The organism is Gordonia sp. UBA7599, assembly GCA_002477755.1.
Taxonomy (GTDB): Bacteria; Actinomycetota; Actinomycetes; order Mycobacteriales; family Mycobacteriaceae; genus Gordonia.
Genome location: DLKD01000107.1, coordinates 1 through 20204, shown reverse-complemented (window position 1 = coordinate 20204; position 20204 = coordinate 1). Strand labels below are relative to the sequence as shown.

The following is a 20204-nucleotide window of genomic DNA, read 5'->3' as shown; positions in this document are numbered from 1 at the left end:
CAGGGCGGGCGCAAGCACCCCCACCAGGAATTCATCCAGATCGACACGACGAACGTCCTGTTCATCGTCGCCGGCGCCTTCGCAGGCCTGGAGAAGATCGTGTCCGACCGCATCGGCAAGCGCGGCATCGGCTTCGGCAACGAGGTGGCCACCAAGGACGAGGTGGACACCACCGATCACTTCGCCGAGGTCATGCCCGAGGATCTGATCAAGTTCGGTTTGATCCCCGAGTTCATCGGCCGCCTGCCGATCGTCGCGTCGGTGACCAACCTGGACAAGCAGAGCCTGGTCTCCATTCTCGCCGAGCCGAAGAACGCGCTGGTCAAGCAGTACACCAAGCTGTTCGAGATGGACAACGTCGAACTCGAGTTCACCGACGATGCGCTCGAGGCGATCGCCGACCAGGCGATCCACCGTGGTACCGGTGCGCGTGGGCTCCGCGCGATCATGGAGGAAGTCCTCCTCCCGGTGATGTACGACATCCCCAGCCGTGACGACGTGGAGAAGGTCGTCGTGACCGGCGAGACCGTCCGCGACAACGTGCTGCCGACGATCGTGCCGCGCAAGAAGCATCGCTCCGAGCCCCGCGACAAGACCGCGTAGCGCTCAGCCCCGTACGTTTCGTCAACCCAGCATCGATCGATGCTGGGTTGACGAATTCATGGGGGAGTGGCGGTTACCGCGGGTCCGATTGAAGGCCCACAAGCGGCAACACGAACTCGCGTGCCAGATTCTCCAGCGATGCTGTGTCATCCAGGTCGATCAAATCGCTTGGTGCAGTCAGGATCGACGCGCAGAGTCGGACGACCATCTCGGCTGCCAAGTCAATGGAAACTGATGCCGGAATTCCACCGGCCTGCTGTTCGTGGGCGATCTGACCTGCGACGAAGTGCCGAACCTCGCTCATCGTCCGACGGCCTCCGACGAGGCTCGGCACCATCGCGGGCTCCGTCTGCATCAGACGAGTGATGAGTGGGTTGCGGCCGATCTGCTGGAGGGAGGTTGTGAACGCTGCGACCACCCGCTCCGGGACAGTCGTCGCTCGCCCGATCTGATCGTGAAAGACGCTGACGTATCGTCGAAACTCCCGCAGCATTACCGCCTCGACCAGCGCGTCCTTGTTGTCGAACTTGCGATAGATGGTGATTCGGGCCGTCCCTGCGAGTCGGGCCACTTCTTCCATGGAGCTGCCTGCGATACCCATCCGGCAGAACTGCTCGTAAGCTGCGTCGAGCAGGCGGGTTCGAGTCTGATCACCCTCGTCGGGCGTCGCGCTGTTCGCCTCTTCGAAGAATGCGCGGCCCAGCAGCGTGTGTGGCGCGACTTCCGACAATGGCGATGCCATGGCCTCACGCTACTCCACGGTCTCGTGCGCCCGGGCTGCGCGTATTTCCCGTGCCTTGATGTCGGTGTAGGAGCGGTATTGGATCTCTTGGAGCCTCGCCGCGATCCTTCGACGCTCCTTGCGACCGTTTCGGCGGCGGATGCGTCCCGGGATGAGCGCTGTGCGGCGTTTCATTCGTCTCGCGGTCGCCAGGAATCGTGCTTGATGGTCGTCGGACCATTCGATGTCGTAGGTCCGGCGCAGCGCGTCCCCAGCCATGCCCCAGGTCAGCAGGCGCGTCCGGCTGGCCTTGCGGACCATTCGGCGCGGCAGGGAGTAGGTGGAGAAGACCTGGTGGGCCATGTCCCCGGGCAGTGGATGTTCCGGGGCTGTGCCGGCGTCCGATCGGGGCAGCCGATCGGGGAATCGTGCCTGTTCCCGAGCGCGGTAGGCCTTGAACGCCTGCATGTCGGCAGGCCAGCTCTCTTCGCGGACCTGCAGGAAGGTCGCCACCTTGGCGAACTCGGCGAGCAGGTCGTCACGCACATCGTCGTCGATCTCGCAGACCAGGAGGGAATAGGTGTCGATCATGCTCTGGAACCAGGTTGCGGCCACCCACAGTTGGTTGCCCGGATCGAATGTCGGGCGCCGTGCGTGGATCTCGTCGTCGGGCACCCGCACTGCCGCGTGCACCCGGTTGACTTCGCGCACATACATGGCCATTGATTCCGGATCAGCCTCCGCCGCCATGCGCATCCACATCATGGTGGCCTCCCAGCGATGCCAGCCGCGGTGTCCGTAGGAGCCGCTCTCCACCTCCGTGGGAGAGATCCAGGGGTGGGCCAATTGCATCAGCGCCGCTCGCGGCCACAGCAGCATCACGACCGGCTCGTCGAGGACCCGCCCGAGGGTGGGCCTCCGACTACCCGACGCGATCACCCGTCCGCCCGAGCATGGCAACGGATTCGAGAAGATCGAGCGAGCGCGACAATTGGATCGTTCCGTTCTTCTCCAGGGCCTTGCTCAACGATCGCATGATGAGTGGTCCCCCGAATTCTCCCTCGGCAGTGATCGCGGTGCCCGCGTCCGACGGGACCAGGGTATAGGCGAAATCGCACCCGACTCCCGCAGGAGCGGATCCGCGCAGGGCGAAACGTGCTCCCTCGTCGAGCTCGGCGACCGTCCACGTCACCCGCACACTGATATCGAGCAGGGTCACCTTGCTCGCCAATCGAGTGCCCGGGTGCAGGTCTATCGGCGGTTCCTCGACGAAGCGATCGTGGATCGTGAACCAGTCGGGCCACGTGAACGGGTCGGTGAGGATCGCGTAGACGGCTGCTGGTGGTGCGGACAGTTGGCGTTGAACGGAGATGATTCCCATCGGAGTCCTTTCTCGGATCGGGGTGGTCAGTGTGTCAAAGCGGGTGCGTCGATGGACTCGGCCGGTCGCAGGGAAGCTATCGACTTGGCGACGAATTCGAGGTCGGCGATGGAGTGATCGGCGGTGACGCAGAGCCGCAGCAGGGGGTTGCCGATCCGCACGCCCGGGAACACGCTGATTCCGCTGAAGATCCCCTGGTCGAACAATCGGTTCCAGACCTCGATCAGTGTCTGCTCATCGGCGACGATCGCCGGAACGATGGGGCCGGGGGCAGACGTGCCATCGGGGAGCACGGTCGGCGCGATTGTCTCGACGTCGTGTGCTGCGAGGGCTCCGCGCAAGAGGTCGACGTTCGCGATCAGCCGTGCCGTTCGTTCCGCGCCTTCGTCGGACTGTGCGATTCGGACCGCCTCGACCGCCGCGCCGACCGCGGCAGGGGTGCCCGCGGTGGTGAACTGGTAGGCGCGGGCATGGGTGCGAAGGTAGTCCGTCAGGTCCTCGGGGCCGACCACGTACCCGCCGATCGAGCCGAGTCCCTTGGAAAGGGTTCCCATCCGGATATCAACATCGTCCTGCATACCGAACAGCTCGACGGCACCCGTGCGCGTCGCGCCCAGAATCCCCACGCTGTGCGCCTCGTCGACCATGAGCATCGCCGAGAACTCCCGGCACAGGGCGGCGATCTCATCCAAGGGGGCGATGTCGCCCTCCATCGAATAGAGGCCGTCGACCACCACGAGCGTCGGAACTGCACGAGCGCCGACGAGCAGCGCGCGTAGTTCGTCGGCGCTGTTGTGGTTGAAGTGTTCGATGTGTGCGCCGGCCAGTCGTGCGCCGTCGTGGATCGAGGCGTGTGCGGCCCAGTCGAGAATTACGGTGTCCCCGGGGCGGACCAGCGCACTGATGGTGCCGACATTGGCCTGGTACCCGGTGGGGAACAGTACGGCGCTTTCGGTGTTGTGCCACTGCGCGAGCTCGTCCTCCAAAGTGCGGTGCAGCGAGCAGGTCCCGTTGGCGACGCGGCTGCCGGTGCTGGCGGCCCCGAAGCGCCGTAACGCGGCCTGGGCGGCGTCGATCACGCGCGGATGGTTGGCCAGTCCGAGGTAGTTGTTGGAGCCGAGCATGATCCGGCTGCGTCCGCTCACCACTACGTGGTCGGTGGTGGCCGACTCCATGGTGCGAAACACCGGGGAGCGGCCCTCGTCCTCGAGGTCGCGGACGAAGTGGGTCATCGCCGAGAACTCGATGCGGCTACTGAACTTGTCAATGGACATTGGCCATCTCCCTGCCCGGAGGCGTCGTGGTTGTGGGTGGTGCTGATTCGCGAAGTGCGGCCTTGGCCAGGAACGGCCTCATCCACGACGGCGCCCACCAGTTCCATGTGCCGAACAAGCGCATGAATGCGGGGACGAGGATGAAGCGGACCAGAGTCGCATCGATGAGTACGGCGAGAGTCAGTCCCAGACCGAACGCCCGCATGAGGGAGAGCTGGCTTGTGATCACCGCGGCGAACACGACGACCATCAGCGCGGCCGCGGCAGTGATCACCCGACCGGAGCGGGACAGTCCGATGGCGACGGCGGTGTCGTTGTCCGCGCGGGTTTTCCCCGAGGCATCCCACTCCTCGCGGAACCGGGAGAGCAGGAAGACCTCGTAGTCCATCGAGAGCCCGAATGCCACGCAGAAGACGAGTGCGGGAACCGTCGCCGCGATGTACCCCGAGGGGACCGTGCCGAACCCGCCGAGGTTCCCGTCCTGGAATATCCACACCAGTGCGCCGAACGTGGCCGACAGCGAGAGCGTGTTGAGGATCAACGCTTTGAGCGGGAGCACCACACTGCCGGTGAGGAGGAGCAGCAGGACGAAGGTCACGACGATGATCCAGGCCAGCGCCTTGGGGAAAGCACTGGTGATTCCGGTCGCGGTGTCACGGGTCTGCTGCGCGAGGCCGCCGATAAGAATCGGGGCCGGGGCGTCGACGGCGCGAATTTCGTCCAATTGGACGCGCGCCCGCTTGGAGTAAGGATCGGAGGTGGTCGACACGGTGAGGTACGCGTTGTTCTCACCGGCCATCGTCGCCACGCCGGGGCCGACCTGCTTGCCGTCGACGAAAGTGCCTGCCGGTCCGATGACGCCCGAGACGCCGTCGACTCTGGACAGCTCGTCAGTGTACCGGGCCAGCGCGGCAGAATCCGCCGCACCCCTCGGTGCCACGACGATGTGGACGACGCCGGTCGGGTTGTCACTGAACTTGGCCCGGATGTCGGCGCCGACCTGTTGTGCGGCACTGGGCTTGGGCAATACTCGTTCGTCGGGCAGTCCGAGTTTGAGGCCGAGCGCCGGTGCGCCGAGTGCGATCAGGAGGACGACGACCGGCAGTCCGAAGGCGATCGGGTTGCGTTGGACACGTCGGGCGACCCGGTAGAGCGGGGACTGCTCGACCGGGGCCGCCTCCCGTAGCGGCTTACGGTTGATGCGGTCGCCGAACAGCGTGAGGAGCGCCGGCACCATCGTCAGACTCAAGATGATCGACAGGAGCACGACGGCGACTCCGGCGAAGGCGATCGACCGGAGGAAGGACATCGGGAAGAACACCATTCCGACGACGCCGATCGCGACGGTGACGCCGGAGTAGCACACTGCTCGTCCGGCATGGCGCATTGACAGGGCAATGGCTTTCTCATTGGAGTGGCCGGCCGCAATCTCCTCCCGATATCGACTGATGATCAGCAGCGAATAGTCGATCGCCAGCGCCAGACCGATGGCGGCGGTCAGGTTCATCGCGAAGATCGAGAGCTCGACGACGAATGTGAGGAGGAACAGGATCGCGGTGGTGCCGACAATGGCCACCATTCCGGTGGCGATCGGGATCGCCGCCGCGATCGCGCTGCGCAGGAACCAGACCAGCAGCAGGAAGCAGAGTGGCAATGCGATGGCCTCGGCCAGCATGAGGTCGTGGGCGGCTTGGGTGTTTGCCTCATGGAAGACGATGGCTTGGCCTCCGGCCCGGATCGTCACTCCGTCGCGCTCACCGGTGTAGTGGCTGGCGATCTCACTTGCTTTCGCCGGTGCGGCGTCGTCGCCACCGCGGACCAGCGCCACGATGAGTCCTTCAGTCTTGTCGTCGCTGACCAGCTTTGCCCGATATTGCGGATCGGTCCATGGCGATACTGCCGCGGCGATGTCGGGGTCCGCACGTAGCTGTCCCACGATCTCCGACGCACGTCCGGCGGTGGCCGATGCCGTTGCGTCCCCGGACTCGACAGCGAGGATCAATTGCATCCCGGACACGCCGAAGTCGTCAGACAGGACCTGGGCGGCTCGGGATGATTCGTCGTCCGGGCTGGTGAAACCGCCGGCCGTCAAACGCTCGGCGACGGGCGCGCCGACGGCGCCGAGAATGACGAATGCCGCGGCGACGATCGTCAATAGGAGCTTGGGGGAGCGGGAGGCGAAACCTGAGAGTCTGTCGATCACTTCACTTCTCCGGGATGGAACGTCGCAGGTGTCAGAGAGCGCCCGTATCCGATATCGATCGGTTCGGCGATGTCCCAACGCAGGATGCGCAGGATTTCGAGCATGTCCTCCGACTTGGCCTCGCCGTAGACGGGCAGCTGTCGCGCTGCCCCGGCCTTCATGAGGCGCTTCATCAGTGCCGCGCCGCCACCGACGTCGCGCGAACCCGCGTAGTAGGCGTAGAAGTGGGGTCCGTCGGGCTGGTGCGCCTCGGCGGCGAAGGCCATCCGGGCCGCCCGCACCGTGGAGGTGAACCCGAGCAGGAACATCGCCGGAATGCGCAACAGGATTGTCCAGAGCGGGAAGCCGGGGCGGGTGCGCGTATAGGCGATGGCCGCCGCAGTGATGGCGCCCGCGCGGTTGCGGATGGCTTGGACGTGGCCGCCGGTGGCGGCGGCGACGGCGATCTCGCAGCGAAAGACCCAATACAGCGCCGCGGTTGCGCGCTTGGCCCAGCGGGGCTTCAGCTCCTGCCAGACCGGGTCCGCGGTGAATGCTTGAGCGAGCACCTGCGCGGCCTCCCGGTAATCGGATCGTGGAATGTCGGGTGGCAGCTCGTAGGCGGTGGCGGTGGTCATCGGTCCTTCTGGGGTTGGGCCCTTGCGGGCGTTGGTGGTCACGGATGTCCGCCCTGCATCAGGGCATCGGGTTTGTCGGCGTGTGGGGCGGCGGTCCCTAGCGCCATCAGGTACAGGGCGTGCTGTCCCTGCGGGAGCGCGGCGTTCCAGAACTCGGGTGAGATGCCGCCGACACCGGTCACCCCGACGCCCTTCGCGGCCGCAGCGAGGTAGACCGCCTGGCCGACGACACCGATCGCGAGAAGAAGGGCTTGTCGTCCGTCGTCAATGTGGTCGGCCTCGCCGGCCCCGACACTGAAGACGAGGAAAGCCTGCGCATCGACGAGGTGATACTGGCCGGCGAGCGCGGCGAGGAGATCGCCCTGCGGGATCGGGGTGGCGCAGTCGGGTCCTCCGACGACGGTGACCCCCGGTTCAGGCAGACCCAGCTGCGCGATCATGGCGCGGCCCCAGGCGAGGCCATCGTCGATCGCCGTTGAAATGCCGGGGTGCGGCGCGCGGATGAACGTGCTCGCCGAGGTTCGCACCTGAAGTGCGTCGAGGCAGGCGCGAACGTCAAGCGAGCCACTTGTGTCAAAGACGACGGGCACCGGCGTCGACGATTGCGGCACGATATTCAACGCCAACTCTTCGAATGCAGTGCGACCCACTTGCATCTGGTGTGCGTCGGTGACCACGAGGCGCCAGCAAGGAAGCGACGTCGCGGACTGTCGGAGCCGAATCCGACCGATGCCGAGGACCTTTCCGTGGATCCGGTCGCGGGCCGACGGCGGGATCGTGACCGGCGGGTCGTCGGTTTGGCTGCCGAGGAGGGCGAGGTCGAAGAGCGCGTGGCCGCTGTCAATCAGGTGGTAGAGGTACCCGCGGGGGCCGTACTTGCGCATCGACAACCACGGTCGTCCGACGAGGAGACAGACGTAGCCCTCGTCGGTATCGCGGAAGCGGTCGGGATCGGCGGTGCGGACGTTGCGCTGTGCGAGGTCGACGACGGCGAGGGCGTCGAAGTCATCGGTGGCCAAGAGGATTTCGTACGGGTAGCCGAGACCCGCCGACGGCACTCGTCGTCGGGACGAGTGCGACCGACGGCCGATGACCGACTCGATCAGACCCACGACATCGGCGAGCGAACCGGGGAGCTCGGCGATGCCGTGAATGGGCGGGGAGCCCAGCTGCACCAGGTCGGTCCATCGCAACCGGGTCGGCGAGTTCGTCGTCATGGTTGCGCCCATTCGGTGGATTCGGGGAACAGGCGTGCAACGCGTCTGCGCGTGTAGTCCCAGTACGAGCGGACCGAGAGGTCGGAGAAGATGTAGTCGCGCTTGTCGGCCACGTCCTGCGCATGCGACTGCGAGAACCCGCGACCGGATGCGAGTGCCGCCAGTTGGAGGCTGCATGCGCGCTCGAGCATGAGGGCGAACACCACGGCGTGCCGCACGCTACGTCCGACGATGACGCTTCCGTGATTGACCAGGAACACGGCGACCCCGTCGCCCAGGTCGCGGGCGATGGCGTTGCCGGTGTCGATGCCCAGCACCGTGTTGCTCGTGTCACGGAAATACCGGACCTGGTCGGCGAGGAGGGCCCCTTCGTGGCTGAGCGGCACCAGGGGGGTGTCGGTCAGGGCGCCGAACACGAGTGCCGACGGCGAGTGGCTGTGAACGATCGCCCCGACATCGTCGCGCGCGGAGTAGATCGCCTGGTGCAAGGGCAGCTCCGGTGGGGCGAGTCGGTCCGCGGGTGCGCCGGCCTCGACCACGGCTGGGACGAAATCACCGAGTACCGCTTCGTCGAAGCCCACCAGCGCGCCTTTGATGATGAAGTGGTCGGACCCGGGACGCCGGCAGGAGATCTGCCCCTGATTGAAGTCGTCGTGGCCGCCGGTGGACAGTGCACGGGCGCCGATGGCTCCTTGGCGCGCGAGTACGGACGCCGGGGATGTGGTCGGCATGGTCGGTGTGATCGTCATCGGCTCGTACCCTTCGCTTCGCCGGCGATCTCCGAATACAGGTCATCGGTCGTGTACAGGCCGGCCGGGCGGCCCAGGAGCCGTCCGGCAAGGAGCAGTGCCCCTTCGGCGGAGAGCCGGAGGTCGCGCACCGAGTGGGTCAGCTCGTAGGACGCCGCCGCGGTGGAGAAACGCACCGAGTGGTCGCTGACGGGACCGCCGGAGCGGGTGCTCAGTAAATCGGGAGATCCCCCGGCCCGCGCGCCCAATTCACGAGCTGTCGCAGACGGTGCGTCCCGTTTCGTGGCCGGGTGGCGGTCGTGAACCGTCACCTCGACGGGCAGGCCGAGGGCGGCAAAGCGCTGTGCGGCCTCGCGGGTGGCCCGGGCGTGGACCCAATGGATCGGACTGAGATTCGCGGCAAGCACGACGGGTACGCATTCGCTGAGGTCATGCAGCGCGGCGAGGACCTGTTCACCGGGGTTGGACACGCAATAGACCAGCGGTAGGTCCTGCATCCGCGACGTCGCGATCGAGATGTCGGCCGCAGCCGCGACGCTGGTGTCGATGACCACGTCGACTGGCCGCGCCGCCAACTGGACGGCACTCGGGCCGGACCGTGGCAGGACGGTCGTCGAGATCGATTGTCGGCCACACGCTTGCACAAGGTGCGAGCCGAGGCGGCCGGTGGCTCCGGAGATGGCGACCCCGTCGACACGCGTGGTCGTCGCGGTGATGGTCACCGGACGCCGTACTCGGTGAGGAAGTCGACGATGGAGGCGACGGTGCGCATGCGTTCCAGGTCGTTCTCCAAGTCGATCTCGACACCGTAGGCGATCTCGATGGCGTCGACGAGCCGCAGGAACGACAGCGACGTCATCCCTGCGTCGGCAAAGGTCCCCGTCGCATCGGCGGCGTCTCCGATGGTGCCGTCGGTGGCGGTGGCAACCATCTCGGCGATCGTCGTCGTCAGCTCGTCGTTGCGCAGCGGTACTGTCATGCGTCCTCCGTGGTCGGTGCGGTAAAGGTTTCGGCCAGCATCGCCGTGATGTCAGCCGTGCGTGGTTTCCCCGAGGTGCTGCGGGGAAGGCAGTCGGTGGTCAGCACGACCTCGGGGACTTTGAATTCGGCGATCCGGCCGCGCAGATGCTCGCGCAGCGCCGTGATGTCGAGCGCGGCCCGGGATTCGATGACGGCACCGACGCAGTCGCGCCGACTCGGGGTCGTCACTTGCGTGACGTGGCAGTCGAGCACGCCCGGGAACTCGAGCACGGCTGATCGAATCGAATCCGCGCCGAACTTGCGCCCGGCTATGTTGAGCCGCTGGTTGGTGCGGCCGCGCAGACGGAGGAGTCCGTCGGTCAACTCGCCGGTGTCGGAGGTCGTGAAGTAGCCGTCGGGGGTGATCTGGCGCTCAAGTTCGCCGGGGTAGTTGAGGTACTTGGTTCCCATCGATGCGGTTCGTACGTGGATGACCTTCGTACCGTCGGCGATCTCCCGCGACTCGACCGCAACACCGGGTAGCGGGGCGCCCAGCGAGTCCGGCTCGTCGTCGTCTTCGGCGCGGATCGTGACCGGTCCGACCTCGGCAATGCCGTAGTAGTTGCAGATCGGTCGCGCGATCGACTCGATGTGCGCGGCGGTGGCGGCGGGCAGCGGCGCCGCCGAGGACAGGAGGAGTCGCAGCCCTCGCAGGTCATCGCCGACCCGCTCGGATGGGAATGCCGTGATCAACTCGTAGGCGGCCGGGAATGCGACCAGCACCGTCGGGTCGAATGCGCGGACATGCCGTAGGAGGCTGCCGGCGGTCGGGGGCGCGGGCGATAGCGCAATGTTGGCGCCGACCAGGAGGCTGGGGATCAGCGTGGTGTTGAAGGCGAGGCCGTTGTACAGCCCGGCATAGCAGAGGCTGGTATCCGATGGACTCAGCCCGGCTGCTCCCGCCCAGGTGCGTGCTGCGGAAATCACGGCCCGACCGCTGAACTCGATGCAGGCCGGCGTCCGTGTCGAGCCAGAGGTCAGCCGACCGAGTTCGGTGTCCTCGGCAAGGGTCGGCCGGGGGCCGCGGTGGTCGGCTGCGTGGAGCCAGTGCCGGTGGTCGAGGGCCAGCGCTTCAGTTGCCACGGCACAGCGCAGGTCGGTATCGGGTGCGCTGGTGACGATCGCGTCGATTCCGCATCCCCGGATCAGGTCGTCCACCTCGTCGCGAGCGAGTATCGGGTCGGCGAGCACCGGGAGATGACCACCGGCCAGCAGGGCCAGGAACAGCGATACGTATTCCGGGCTGTTGGGCGCCGTCACGAGGACGCGTGAACGCGGCCCGGGCAGCGTCTGTTCCAGCGCTTGGGCAGTCGCATCCGCAGCGAGGAGCAGCTCGGCAAAGCTGCGTGTTTCGCGAGGGGTCGAGATCGTCGCCCGCGCGTTCGCGCGCATCGAAGCGACGAGTGCGTCGCACAGGATCATTGCGCTCATCCGATGGCCGCGGCGGTCATGGCCGGTGCCGGCCGCGGCGCGGCTGGCACGAGGCTGGCGGCGATCGTGCGCCGTTGGATCTCATTGGTGCCCTGGAGGATCTGGAGGATCTTCGCCTGCCTCATCCGCTCCTCGGCGCGGTTGCCCGCCAGGTAGGCCGAGGCTCCGAGGACTTGCACGGCATCGGTGGTGGCCGCCATCGCGGTGTCGGTGGCGAAGAGTTTCGCCTGGGCGCAGACCAGGACCGCGGAGTCGGGGTTTTCGTCGAACCGGTCGCAGGCGTGGTGGAGGAGCTGACGACCGGCTTCGAGCCGGGTGGCGATATCCGCCAGTTTGAAGCCGACTCCCTGGTGTTCGATGAGCGGATGCCCGAAGCGGTGGTGCGCCTTGGCGAATCGCGTGGCCTCATCGAGTGCGGCTCGTCCTAGCCCGAGTGCACAGGCGGCGAGGCCGATACGGCCCTGGGTCAGGAGGATGTCGGCCACCCGTGCACCGCGGTTGACGCGGCCGAGGATCCGTTCGGTGGGAACGACAACCCTGTCGAACGTCACCTCGGACACGGGGATCGCGAGTCCCGCGAGGTGTTCCCGGGTGGGTCCGGCGATGACGCCGGGGGAGTGCGCGTCGACGAGGAAAGCGGTGATCCCGCCGAGGCCGGGCACACCGGTTCGTGCGTAGACGATCAGCTCGTCGGCGTCGGGACCGTGCGCGACCCATGTCTTGGTACCGGTCAGCACGTACCCGTCGTCGCCGGCGACCGCGGCGAGTTCGATCGCGGCGAGGTCGGATCCACTGTTCGCCTCGGACAAGCAGTTCGCGAGCCGTAGGCGTCCGGTGCGGATCGGGGCGGACAACCGGCCCCACAGGTCCGGACGCGCATGACGGCGGATGGTATTGGCGGCGAATGCTTGGACCTGAATCGACTCGGCGGTGTCGACGGAAGTCTCGGCGACTTCTCCCAACGCCTCACAGAATGCGCGGGTGCTGCGTTTGTCATCGTCGGCAACGACGAGATCGATCAGCCGATACCCGTCGTGTTCGTGCTGGATCCCCATCTCACCACCTACCGATCGATCGCTCGTGTTACAACAGTTAGGCGAATGTATCATGTGTTCCACGGTCGAGAATGTGAGGTGTGACACGGTGAATGAGGGCTGGTTTCACACCGACCTGCCCGGTCGGCGGTGCACGCACCGTCGTCCCTAGAATTGACGGCGTGACCAACCCCGATGCGACGAGCTCGCTGCCCGCTGCCTGGAATCCCGCCGACCACGAGCAGGGGCTGTACCGGGGCTGGGTAGAGGCGGGTTACTTCACCGCCGACGCGGACAGCGACAAGCCGCCGTTCTCCATCGTCATCCCGCCGCCCAACGTCAACGGTTCGCTGCACATGGGTCACGCCTACGAACACGTCTTGATGGACACGCTGAGCCGGCGCCGCCGCATGCAGGGCTACGAGGTGTTGTGGCTGCCCGGGATGGACCACGCGGCCATCGCGATGCAGACGATGGTCGAGCGCAAACTGGCCGATGAGGGCAAGACCCGCGACGACCTCGGCCGTGACGCGTTCATCGAGCGGGTGTGGCAGGAGAAGAAGGACATCTCCGGCACCATCGGCGACCAGATGGCGCGCTTGGGCGACAGCGTCGACTGGTCGCGCGAGCGCTTCACGATGGACGAGGGCCTCTCGCGCGCGGTCCACACCATCTTCAAGCAGCTCTTCGACGACGGGCTGATCTACCAGGCCGAGCGCCTGGTGAACTGGTCGCCGACGTTGAAGACCGCGGTCAGCGACATCGAGGTCAAATACGCCGACGTCGACGGTGAGCTGGTTTCCTTCCGATACGGATCGATGAACGACGACGAGCCGCACATCGTTGTCGCGACGACCCGTCTGGAGACGATGCTCGGCGACACCGCGATCGCCGTGCACCCCGACGACGAGCGCTATGCCCACCTCGTCGGAACCGAGCTCGCCCACCCGTTCCTCGACCGTCGCATCCCGGTCATCGCCGACGATTACGTGGACCCGGAATTCGGTTCCGGCGCGGTGAAGATCACCCCCGCGCACGACCCGAACGACTTCGCGATGGGGCAGCGCCACGACCTGCCGATGCCGACGATCCTCGACGAGCAGGCCCGCGTCGTCGATACCGGCACGCAGTTCGACGGCCTGGACCGCTTCGAGGCGCGCAAGGCCGTCTGCGAGGCGCTGCGCGAACAGGGGCGCATCGTCAAGGAGGTGCGCCCGTACAACCACAGTGTTGGACATTCCGAGCGCACCGGTGAACCGATCGAACCGCGATTGTCGATGCAGTGGTGGGTCGCGGTCGAGTCCCTCGCCAAGCGCTCCGGGGATGCCGTGCGCGACGGTGAGACGACCATCCACCCGCAGTCGATGGAGCCGCGCTGGTTCGGCTGGGTCGACGACATGCACGACTGGTGCATCTCGCGGCAGCTCTGGTGGGGCCACCGCATCCCGATCTGGTACGGACCCGACGGCGAGGTGGTTTGTCCGGCACCGGGGGAGGAGCCGCCGGCCGGCTACACCCAGGAGACCGACGTGCTCGACACGTGGTTCTCGTCGGGCCTGTGGCCGTTCTCGACGCTTGGCTGGCCCGACGACACCGCTGATCTGAGCAAGTTCTATCCGACGTCGGTGCTGGTCACCGGCTACGACATCCTGTTCTTCTGGGTCGCCCGGATGATGATGTTCGGCACCTACGTGGGCACGAAGGATATTGCCGGTTTCGCCGAACGGCAGGCCCGAGTCCCGTTCACCGACCTGTTCCTGCATGGCCTGGTGCGTGACGAGCACGGCAAGAAGATGAGCAAGTCCAGGGGCAACGGCATCGACCCACTCGACTGGGTGGAGCGATTCGGTGCCGATGCGCTCCGGTTCACGCTGGCCCGCGGGGCCAACCCGGGCAGCGACATCTCCGTCGGCGAGGACCACGCGCAGAGTTCGCGCAACTTCGCCACCAAGCTGTTCAACGCGACGAAATTCGCGCTGATGAACAACGCGACGTGCGAAGGCGACCTGCCCCCGCGCGAGCAGCTGACCGACGTCGACCGCTGGATCCTCGACCGGCTCGACGAGGTGCTCGCGATCGTCGACGAGGGGTTCGAGACCTTCGAGTTCTCCAAGGCGTGCGAAGCGCTCTACCACTTTGCGTGGGACGAGGTCTGCGACTGGTACCTCGAGCTCGCCAAGGTGCAACTGGCCGACGAGGAACTCGCCGCCTCGACTGCCCGCGTGCTGGGTGCCGTCCTCGAGCCGCTGCTGCGCGCGCTATCGCCGGTGATGCCGTTCATCACCGAGACGCTGTGGAAGGCGCTGACCGGCGGCGAATCCGTCGTCGTCGCGCCGTGGCCGCAACCCGGCGGCGCGGACCGCGACGACGTGGCCGCCACACGCATCGACGACCTGCAGAAGCTCGTCACCGAGGTACGCCGCTTCCGCAGCGACCAAGGACTGCGACCGGGTCAGCGAGTCGCCGCCAAGCTCGTCGGCCTGTCCGAGGCCGGTCTGGACTCCCACCTCCACTACCTGGATGCACTGGCCCGACTCGACTCGCCCGGCGACGACTTCACCGCTACAGCGTCGATCGAGGTGCGGTTGTCCGGCTCGACCGTCCACGTCGATCTCGATACGTCGGGCACCGTCGACGTCGAGGCGGAGAAGCGGCGTGTCGCCAAGGACCTCGCCGTCGCCGAGAAGGAGATGGCCACGACCACCGCCAAGCTGGGCAACGAGCAGTTCCTGGCGAAGGCGCCCGACGCCGTGGTCGAGAAGATCCGCGCCCGCCAAGAGCTTGCGCGTGACGAGATCGCCCGGCTGGGCGCCAAGCTCGCCGCATTGGGCGGCCAGTGAGCCAGCCGGTGGGTCAACCGGATCCGGCGGACCTCGCCGAACTCGCCGACGTCGAGGCCGAACTCGACACGCGGTGGCCGGAGACGAAGATCGAGCCGTCGCTGAGCAGGATCAGCGCGCTGATGGACCTGCTCGGCTCGCCGCAGCGGTCCTATCCGTCGATCCACATCGCCGGCACCAACGGCAAGACGTCGGTGACGCGGATGATCGACGCCCTGCTGACCGCCCTGCACCGCCGCACCGGTCGCATCACCAGCCCGCACCTGCAGCTGGCGACCGAACGGATCTCCGTCGACAATGCGCCGATCACGCCGCGCGCCTACGTCGACGCCTACCGCGAACTCGAGCCGTACATCACCATGGTCGACGACTCGTCGACGGCGGCCGGCGGCCCTCGGATGAGCAAGTTCGAGGTGCTGACGGCGATGGCCTTCGCGGTCTTCGCTGAGGCGCCGGTCGACGTCGCCGTGATCGAGACCGGGATGGGCGGCCGGTGGGATGCGACCAACGTCGTCTCCTCGCAAGTCGCTGTCATCACTCCGATCGCCATGGACCACGCCGACTACCTGGGGGACACGCTCGCCGCGATCGCCGGGGAGAAGGCCGGGATCATCAAGGGCGCAGACCCCGATGCGCTGGTCCCGCTCGATCCGGTGACCGTCCTCGCGGCCCAAGAACCCGAAGTGGCCGATGTCCTCCTGCGCGCCACCGTCGAGGCGGGCACGGTGGTCGCGCGGGCCGGCTCGGAGTTCACCGTCCTCGATGCGCGCACCGCCGTAGGCGGCCAGCTGCTGGAACTGCAGGGTCTCGGCGGGGTGTACTCGGAAGTCTTCCTGCCGCTGCACGGCGCCCACCAGGCGGCCAACGCGTCCCTCGCCCTTGCCGCGGTCGAAGCCTTCTTCGGCGCCGGAGCCGACCGTCAGCTCGATGTCGACGCGGTGCGCGCCGGATTCGCGTCGGTGACAAACCCGGGCCGCCTCGAACGGGTGCGCAGCGCCCCGACGGTCTACCTCGACGCGGCGCACAACCCCCACGGCGCCGCCGCACTCGCGCAGGCGCTTACCGAGGAGTTCGACTTCCAGCGGCTGATCGGCGTCGTGTCGGTACTGGGGGACAAGGACGTCGCCGGGCTGCTGGATGCGCTTGAACCGGTCCTCGACAAGATCGTGCTCACCAACAACGGCTCGCCGCGCGCGATGGACACCGAGCGGCTCGCCGACGTGGCGGTGCCGATCTTCGGGGAGGACCGCGTCATCGTCGAGCCGTTCCTGCCCGATGCCGTCGAGCAGGCGATCGCGCTGGCCGAGGAGGACGAGGGCGCTCCGCTCTCGGGCGCCGGTGTCGTCATCACGGGCTCGGTCGTCACGGCGGGCGCTGCCCGATCGCTTTTCGGAAAGGAACCGGCATGACCGACGAACCCGCGACCGGCGCCCGGTTCACCCCGCCGACCAACGACCCGTGGAAGGGCCTGCGCGGCGTCATGTCTGGCCTGCTGATCCTGCAGGCCATCGTCGTCGGCCTGGCGTTTCCGGTCGTCGGGAAGATCGGCGGGGGCCTGACCGCCGCTTCGATCACCTATCTGAGCGCGCTGATCGTCGCGCTCGTGCTGGCGTGCCGGTATCAGAGCCGTACCTGGGCGCTGACGCTGAACTGCGCGCTCACGTTGCTGACCATTGTCGGGGGCGTGTTCCACTGGTCGATCGCGGTTATCGGCTTCATCTTCGCCCTGGTCTGGGCCTACGTCATCTACATCAAGCGCGACGTCGAGCACCGCATGGCCAACGGCCAATTACCCGGCCAGGAGCCGATCGTCGACTAGGGAAGCCGTTCGAGGACGAGGTCCAGCTTTCTATCGAGTGTGTCGACCTTGGTGTCGAGTGTGTCGACCTTGGTGTCGAGTGTGTCGAGCTTGACGGAGTGCTCGTCGAGAGTTCTGGTGTGCTCGTCGAGAATCCTGGTGTGCTCGTCGAGGATCCTGGTGTGCTCGTCGAGGATCCTGCTGTGGTCGGTCAGGATGTCGTAGATCGCCGCGATGTCGTTGCCATGTTGGCTGATCTTCCGTTCCTGCTCCGCTGCGTCCATGGTCGTAGGCTACGCCCCACGGGTCCTCGTCGGAATGGCCCGCGGTCAGGTTGTGGATAACTCCGCAGTACTATACGTCGCGTGACCGAACGCACCCTGGTACTCATCAAGCCCGACGGTGTCGCCCGCGGCCTCGTCGGCGAAGTCATCCGCCGGATCGAGGCCAAAGGCCTGACCCTGCACGCCCTCGACCTGCGCACCGCGACCGTCGAGGTGGCTGCCGCCCACTACGCCGAGCACGAGGACAAGCCGTTCTACGGCGACCTCATCGAGTTCATCACCTCTGGCCCGCTGATCGCGGCGGTCGTCGAGGGACCCCGCGCAATTGCGGCGTGGCGACAGCTCGCCGGGGGGACCGACCCGGTCGAGAAGGCGACGCCGGGCAGCATCCGGGGTGATTTCGCGCTGGAGACCCAGACGAACCTCGTGCACGGATCGGATTCGCCGGAGTCGGCACTCCGCGAGATCGAACTCTGGTTCCCGGGGCTGTAAGACACGCCCTGCCCCGCCGTACTGCGGGGGATTCTCCCGATCCCACCCGGATGTGGGATACTGGCGATGTTGTGGCCGACACACCTGTCTCGGTCTCGACACACGGTGATGGTTCACCGCCCGCGACCAGCGAGTTTCACTGCGTTCGCGAGCAGGCCCTCCCCACGGCGTACCTCCACTGAGATCGACGGAGAACCGCCGCGGCGTCGAGGTCCGTGGACAGCACTCACCACGAGGCGCGCCCCGCACGTCTGACTGGTTTCCCGGTCCGGCTGCAGCGCACCGAAAGACCAGCCACGCGGTCGACGCCGGCAACCGGCTCGACCCACAACCGCATACCGCTGAGCCCCCGAGTGGCCGCGTTGATCTTCGACGCGCCCGGGGGTGCAAGGAGAATACGTGACCGACAACGGGTCGCCGATCGACGCAAACGCGTCGTCACCGGCAACAGAGCTTCCCGACAAGATGCGCGTCCACGCCCTGGCACGACTGCTGGGTGCCACGAGCCGAGACGTGCTCGACCACCTCGAGGCGCTGGGTTCGGAGGTTCGCAGCGCGTCCGCGACCATCGACCGCGAGATCGCACAGCGCGTCGTCGACCGGATCGGCGGATCTTCCGAGGAGCCCGCCGAGAACGCCAGCGCGTCGACAGCCGCCGCGTCGACGGCCAGCGCGTCGACAGCACTGTTCTCCGCGGCGGGCGCCGCCACCGATGTCCCCATCGAATCGGCCAGCGCCGCCGCAAGCGCCAACCCGCTGTTTCTTCCGCCCGAGGCCCCGCCGACCCCGCCAGTGCGCGATGCCGAGCCCGCCACCTCCGCTGACGACGCGACGGCCGATGACGGTGACGAGTCGACGGCTACCGAGGGTGACGAGTCGGACGAGGCGCCGAGCCGGTCGCGCCGTCGCCGCCGTGGACGCCGTGGCCGTGGTCGTGGGCGCGGCGAAGCCGGTGCCGAAGGCAACGGCGACGAGGACAGCGACGACGAGGCCAAGGCCGACGCTACCGGCGACGAGGCCAAGAGCGAGGACGCCGACGACAAGCCGGCATCCGACGACGCTGAGCAGGCTACCGGCGATTCTGCCGCGGACGCCGACAGCGACTCCGATGAGACTGACGAGAACGACGCCGAGGGCGAAGGTGCGGCGACGTCGAAGCGCCGCCGCCGCCGTCGCCGCCGCAAGGGCGGTGGTGACGGTACCGACGAGGCGTCGCCGGACGATCCGCCCAACACCGTCGTTCACGAGCGCGAGCCGCGCAGCAAGCGTTCGCGCGACGAGGTGCAGGGCATTTCCGGTTCCACCCGCCTCGAGGCGAAGCGCCAGCGCCGCCGCGATGGCCGCGACGCCGGTCGGCGCCGCCCGCCGATCCTGAGCGAGTCGGAGTTCCTCGCACGGCGCGAGTCGGTCGAGCGCGTGATGGTCGTGCGCGAGAAGGTGCACACCACCGCCGAGCAGGCCGTCCCGCACGAGGATTACACGCAGGTCGCGGTCCTGGAGGACGGCATCCTCGTCGAGCACTTCGTGACGACCGCCAACTCGACGTCGATGGTCGGCAACATCTACCTGGGCCGCGTGCAGAACGTGCTGCCCGGCATGGAGGCGGCATTCGTCGACATCGGCCGCGGCCGCAACGGTGTGCTGTACGCCGGTGAGGTCAACTGGGAGGCCGCCGGTCTCGACGGTGGCTCCCGCAAGATCGAGCAGGCACTCAAGCCCGGCGACAACGTCCTCGTCCAGGTCTCCAAGGACCCGGTCGGGCACAAGGGCGCCCGTCTGACGACGCAGATCTCGCTGGCCGGTCGCTACCTTGTGTACGTGCCGGGCGGATCGTCGACGGGCATCAGCCGCAAGCTGCCCGACGTCGAGCGCAAGCGCCTCAAGTCGATCCTCGGCAAGATCGTGCCCGACGGTGCCGGCGTGATCATCCGGACCGCCTCCGAAGGCATCAGTGCCGAAGACCTCGAGACCGACATCTCGCGCCTGGAAGCCCAGTGGAAGACGATTGATGCCGCGTCTGCCGACGTGATCGGCAAGGCGGGCAAGTCCGTCGCACCCAAGGCGCTCTACGAGGAGCCCGACCTTCTGGTGCGCGTGGTGCGCGACCTCTTCAACGAGGACTTCACCAAGCTGGTCGTCGAGGGGCAGACCGCGTGGAGCCTCGTCGAGCGCTACATCGGCGACGTCGCACCCGACCTCATGGACCGCGTCGAGCGCTTCGAGAAGACCGGGCCCGACGCGCCTGATTCGTTCGTCACCCACCGCATCGACGAGCAACTGGCCAAGGCCCTCGACCGCAAGGTGTGGTTGCCCTCGGGCGGCACGCTCATCATCGAGCACACCGAGGCGATGACCGTCATCGACGTCAACACCGGCAAGTTCACCGGATCCGGGGGCAACCTCGAGGAGACGGTGACGCGCAACAACTTGGAGGCGGCCGAGGAGATCGTCCGCCAGATGCGGCTGCGCGACCTCGGCGGCATGATCATCGTCGACTTCATCGACATGGTCCTCGAATCCAACCGCGACCTGGTGCTGCG

19 protein-coding genes are annotated in these 20204 nt (G+C 67.1%); 6 read left to right on the top strand and 13 right to left on the bottom strand.

Translation table 11 applies throughout. The annotated features are described in order from the left end of the window. Positions 1–603: AAA family ATPase (locus B4L26_RS12275; protein WP_290719143.1), on the top strand; the 603-nt coding region annotated here is incomplete at its 5' end. Positions 604–676: 73 nt separating this feature from the next. On the opposite strand, the gene B4L26_RS12270 is transcribed toward B4L26_RS12275, so the two are convergent. The 12 genes from B4L26_RS12270 to B4L26_RS12215 are packed head-to-tail and all read right to left on the bottom strand — an operon-like array spanning position 677 to position 12271. Continuing rightward, complete coding sequence (locus B4L26_RS12270) at positions 677–1345, bottom strand: TetR/AcrR family transcriptional regulator (protein WP_299487492.1); 669 nt, start codon at positions 1343–1345, stop codon at positions 677–679. 9 nt (positions 1346–1354) lie between these two features. Next, positions 1355–2263 carry an oxygenase MpaB family protein gene (locus B4L26_RS12265; protein ID WP_290719142.1) on the bottom strand — a complete coding sequence of 303 codons (909 nt, stop codon included), beginning with the start codon at positions 2261–2263 and terminating at the stop codon, positions 1355–1357. After that, positions 2247–2705 (bottom strand): type II toxin-antitoxin system Rv0910 family toxin, encoded by a 459-nt coding sequence (locus tag B4L26_RS12260; protein ID WP_290719141.1) that lies wholly within the window; start codon positions 2703–2705, stop codon positions 2247–2249. The genes B4L26_RS12265 and B4L26_RS12260 overlap by 17 nt, the downstream gene beginning before the upstream one ends. Positions 2706–2731: 26 nt before the next feature. Further along, positions 2732–3979, bottom strand: a complete 1248-nt coding sequence (locus tag B4L26_RS12255; RefSeq protein ID WP_290719140.1) for an aminotransferase class I/II-fold pyridoxal phosphate-dependent enzyme — start codon at positions 3977–3979, stop codon at positions 2732–2734. Then, the gene (locus B4L26_RS12250; protein WP_290719139.1) at positions 3969–6182 is read right to left on the bottom strand and encodes an MMPL family transporter; all 2214 of its coding nucleotides are present in this window, start codon (positions 6180–6182) and stop codon (positions 3969–3971) included. The genes B4L26_RS12255 and B4L26_RS12250 overlap by 11 nt, the downstream gene beginning before the upstream one ends. Beyond that, positions 6179–6799 (bottom strand): hypothetical protein, encoded by a 621-nt coding sequence (locus B4L26_RS12245; RefSeq protein ID WP_290719138.1) that lies wholly within the window; start codon positions 6797–6799, stop codon positions 6179–6181. Before B4L26_RS12245 ends, B4L26_RS12250 begins: the two co-directional genes overlap by 4 nt. A 38-nt stretch (positions 6800–6837) precedes the next feature. Then, positions 6838–8016 (bottom strand): hypothetical protein, encoded by a 1179-nt coding sequence (locus B4L26_RS12240; RefSeq protein ID WP_290719137.1) that lies wholly within the window; start codon positions 8014–8016, stop codon positions 6838–6840. Next, entirely contained in the window at positions 8013–8765 is a 753-nt protein-coding gene (locus B4L26_RS12235; protein ID WP_290719136.1) for a class II aldolase/adducin family protein, read from the bottom strand. Before B4L26_RS12235 ends, B4L26_RS12240 begins: the two co-directional genes overlap by 4 nt. Further along, positions 8762–9487, bottom strand: coding sequence for a dihydrodipicolinate reductase C-terminal domain-containing protein (locus B4L26_RS12230; protein ID WP_290719135.1), 726 nt, complete (start codon positions 9485–9487; stop codon positions 8762–8764). Before B4L26_RS12230 ends, B4L26_RS12235 begins: the two co-directional genes overlap by 4 nt. After that, positions 9484–9744, bottom strand: a complete 261-nt coding sequence (locus B4L26_RS12225; protein ID WP_290719134.1) for an acyl carrier protein — start codon at positions 9742–9744, stop codon at positions 9484–9486. Before B4L26_RS12225 ends, B4L26_RS12230 begins: the two co-directional genes overlap by 4 nt. Next, positions 9741–11216: a class I adenylate-forming enzyme family protein gene (locus B4L26_RS12220; RefSeq protein WP_290719133.1), complete on the bottom strand. Its 1476-nt coding sequence runs from the start codon at positions 11214–11216 to the stop codon at positions 9741–9743. Before B4L26_RS12220 ends, B4L26_RS12225 begins: the two co-directional genes overlap by 4 nt. Further along, positions 11213–12271 (bottom strand): acyl-CoA dehydrogenase family protein, encoded by a 1059-nt coding sequence (locus B4L26_RS12215; protein ID WP_290719132.1) that lies wholly within the window; start codon positions 12269–12271, stop codon positions 11213–11215. Before B4L26_RS12215 ends, B4L26_RS12220 begins: the two co-directional genes overlap by 4 nt. A 161-nt stretch (positions 12272–12432) precedes the next feature. Here B4L26_RS12215 and B4L26_RS12210 point away from each other — a divergent pair, with 161 nt between their 5' ends. The 3 genes from B4L26_RS12210 to B4L26_RS12200 are packed head-to-tail and all read left to right on the top strand — an operon-like array spanning position 12433 to position 16909. Continuing rightward, positions 12433–15090, top strand: coding sequence for a valine--tRNA ligase (locus tag B4L26_RS12210; protein ID WP_290719131.1), 2658 nt, complete (start codon positions 12433–12435; stop codon positions 15088–15090). An 8-nt stretch (positions 15091–15098) separates the two neighbouring features. Next, entirely contained in the window at positions 15099–16499 is a 1401-nt protein-coding gene (folC, locus tag B4L26_RS12205) for a bifunctional tetrahydrofolate synthase/dihydrofolate synthase (protein ID WP_324550113.1), read from the top strand. Then, complete coding sequence (locus B4L26_RS12200; RefSeq protein ID WP_290719130.1) at positions 16496–16909, top strand: DUF4233 domain-containing protein; 414 nt, start codon at positions 16496–16498, stop codon at positions 16907–16909. Before folC ends, B4L26_RS12200 begins: the two co-directional genes overlap by 4 nt. On the opposite strand, the gene B4L26_RS12195 is transcribed toward B4L26_RS12200, so the two are convergent. Then, entirely contained in the window at positions 16906–17172 is a 267-nt protein-coding gene (locus B4L26_RS12195) for a hypothetical protein (RefSeq protein WP_290719129.1), read from the bottom strand. The two genes, B4L26_RS12200 and B4L26_RS12195, sit on opposite strands and share 4 nt — an antisense overlap. A gap of 81 nt (positions 17173–17253) precedes the next feature. On the opposite strand from B4L26_RS12195, the gene ndk reads away from it, so the two are divergent. After that, complete coding sequence (gene ndk, locus B4L26_RS12190) at positions 17254–17664, top strand: nucleoside-diphosphate kinase (RefSeq protein WP_290719128.1); 411 nt, start codon at positions 17254–17256, stop codon at positions 17662–17664. Between the two features lie 399 nt (positions 17665–18063). Beyond that, positions 18064–20204: translation initiation factor IF-2 N-terminal domain-containing protein (locus tag B4L26_RS12185; RefSeq protein WP_290719127.1), on the top strand; the 2141-nt coding region annotated here is incomplete at its 3' end.

Bases quoted from the DNA above. Each gene is read 5' to 3' on its own strand.
- B4L26_RS12245 (WP_290719138.1), bottom strand. From the start codon at position 6,799: ATGACCACCGCCACCGCCTACGAGCTGCCACCCGACATTCCACGATCC.
- B4L26_RS12215 (WP_290719132.1), bottom strand. From the start codon at position 12,271: ATGGGGATCCAGCACGAACACGACGGGTATCGGCTGATCGATCTCGTC.
- B4L26_RS12235 (WP_290719136.1), bottom strand. From the start codon at position 8,765: ATGACGATCACACCGACCATGCCGACCACATCCCCGGCGTCCGTACTC.
- B4L26_RS12195 (WP_290719129.1), bottom strand. From the start codon at position 17,172: ATGGACGCAGCGGAGCAGGAACGGAAGATCAGCCAACATGGCAACGAC.
- B4L26_RS12220 (WP_290719133.1), bottom strand. From the start codon at position 11,216: ATGAGCGCAATGATCCTGTGCGACGCACTCGTCGCTTCGATGCGCGCG.
- B4L26_RS12240 (WP_290719137.1), bottom strand. From the start codon at position 8,016: ATGACGACGAACTCGCCGACCCGGTTGCGATGGACCGACCTGGTGCAG.
- B4L26_RS12260 (WP_290719141.1), bottom strand. From the start codon at position 2,705: ATGGGAATCATCTCCGTTCAACGCCAACTGTCCGCACCACCAGCAGCC.
- B4L26_RS12255 (WP_290719140.1), bottom strand. From the start codon at position 3,979: ATGTCCATTGACAAGTTCAGTAGCCGCATCGAGTTCTCGGCGATGACC.
- B4L26_RS12200 (WP_290719130.1), top strand. From the start codon at position 16,496: ATGACCGACGAACCCGCGACCGGCGCCCGGTTCACCCCGCCGACCAAC.
- B4L26_RS12270 (WP_299487492.1), bottom strand. From the start codon at position 1,345: ATGGCATCGCCATTGTCGGAAGTCGCGCCACACACGCTGCTGGGCCGC.
- B4L26_RS12225 (WP_290719134.1), bottom strand. From the start codon at position 9,744: ATGACAGTACCGCTGCGCAACGACGAGCTGACGACGACGATCGCCGAG.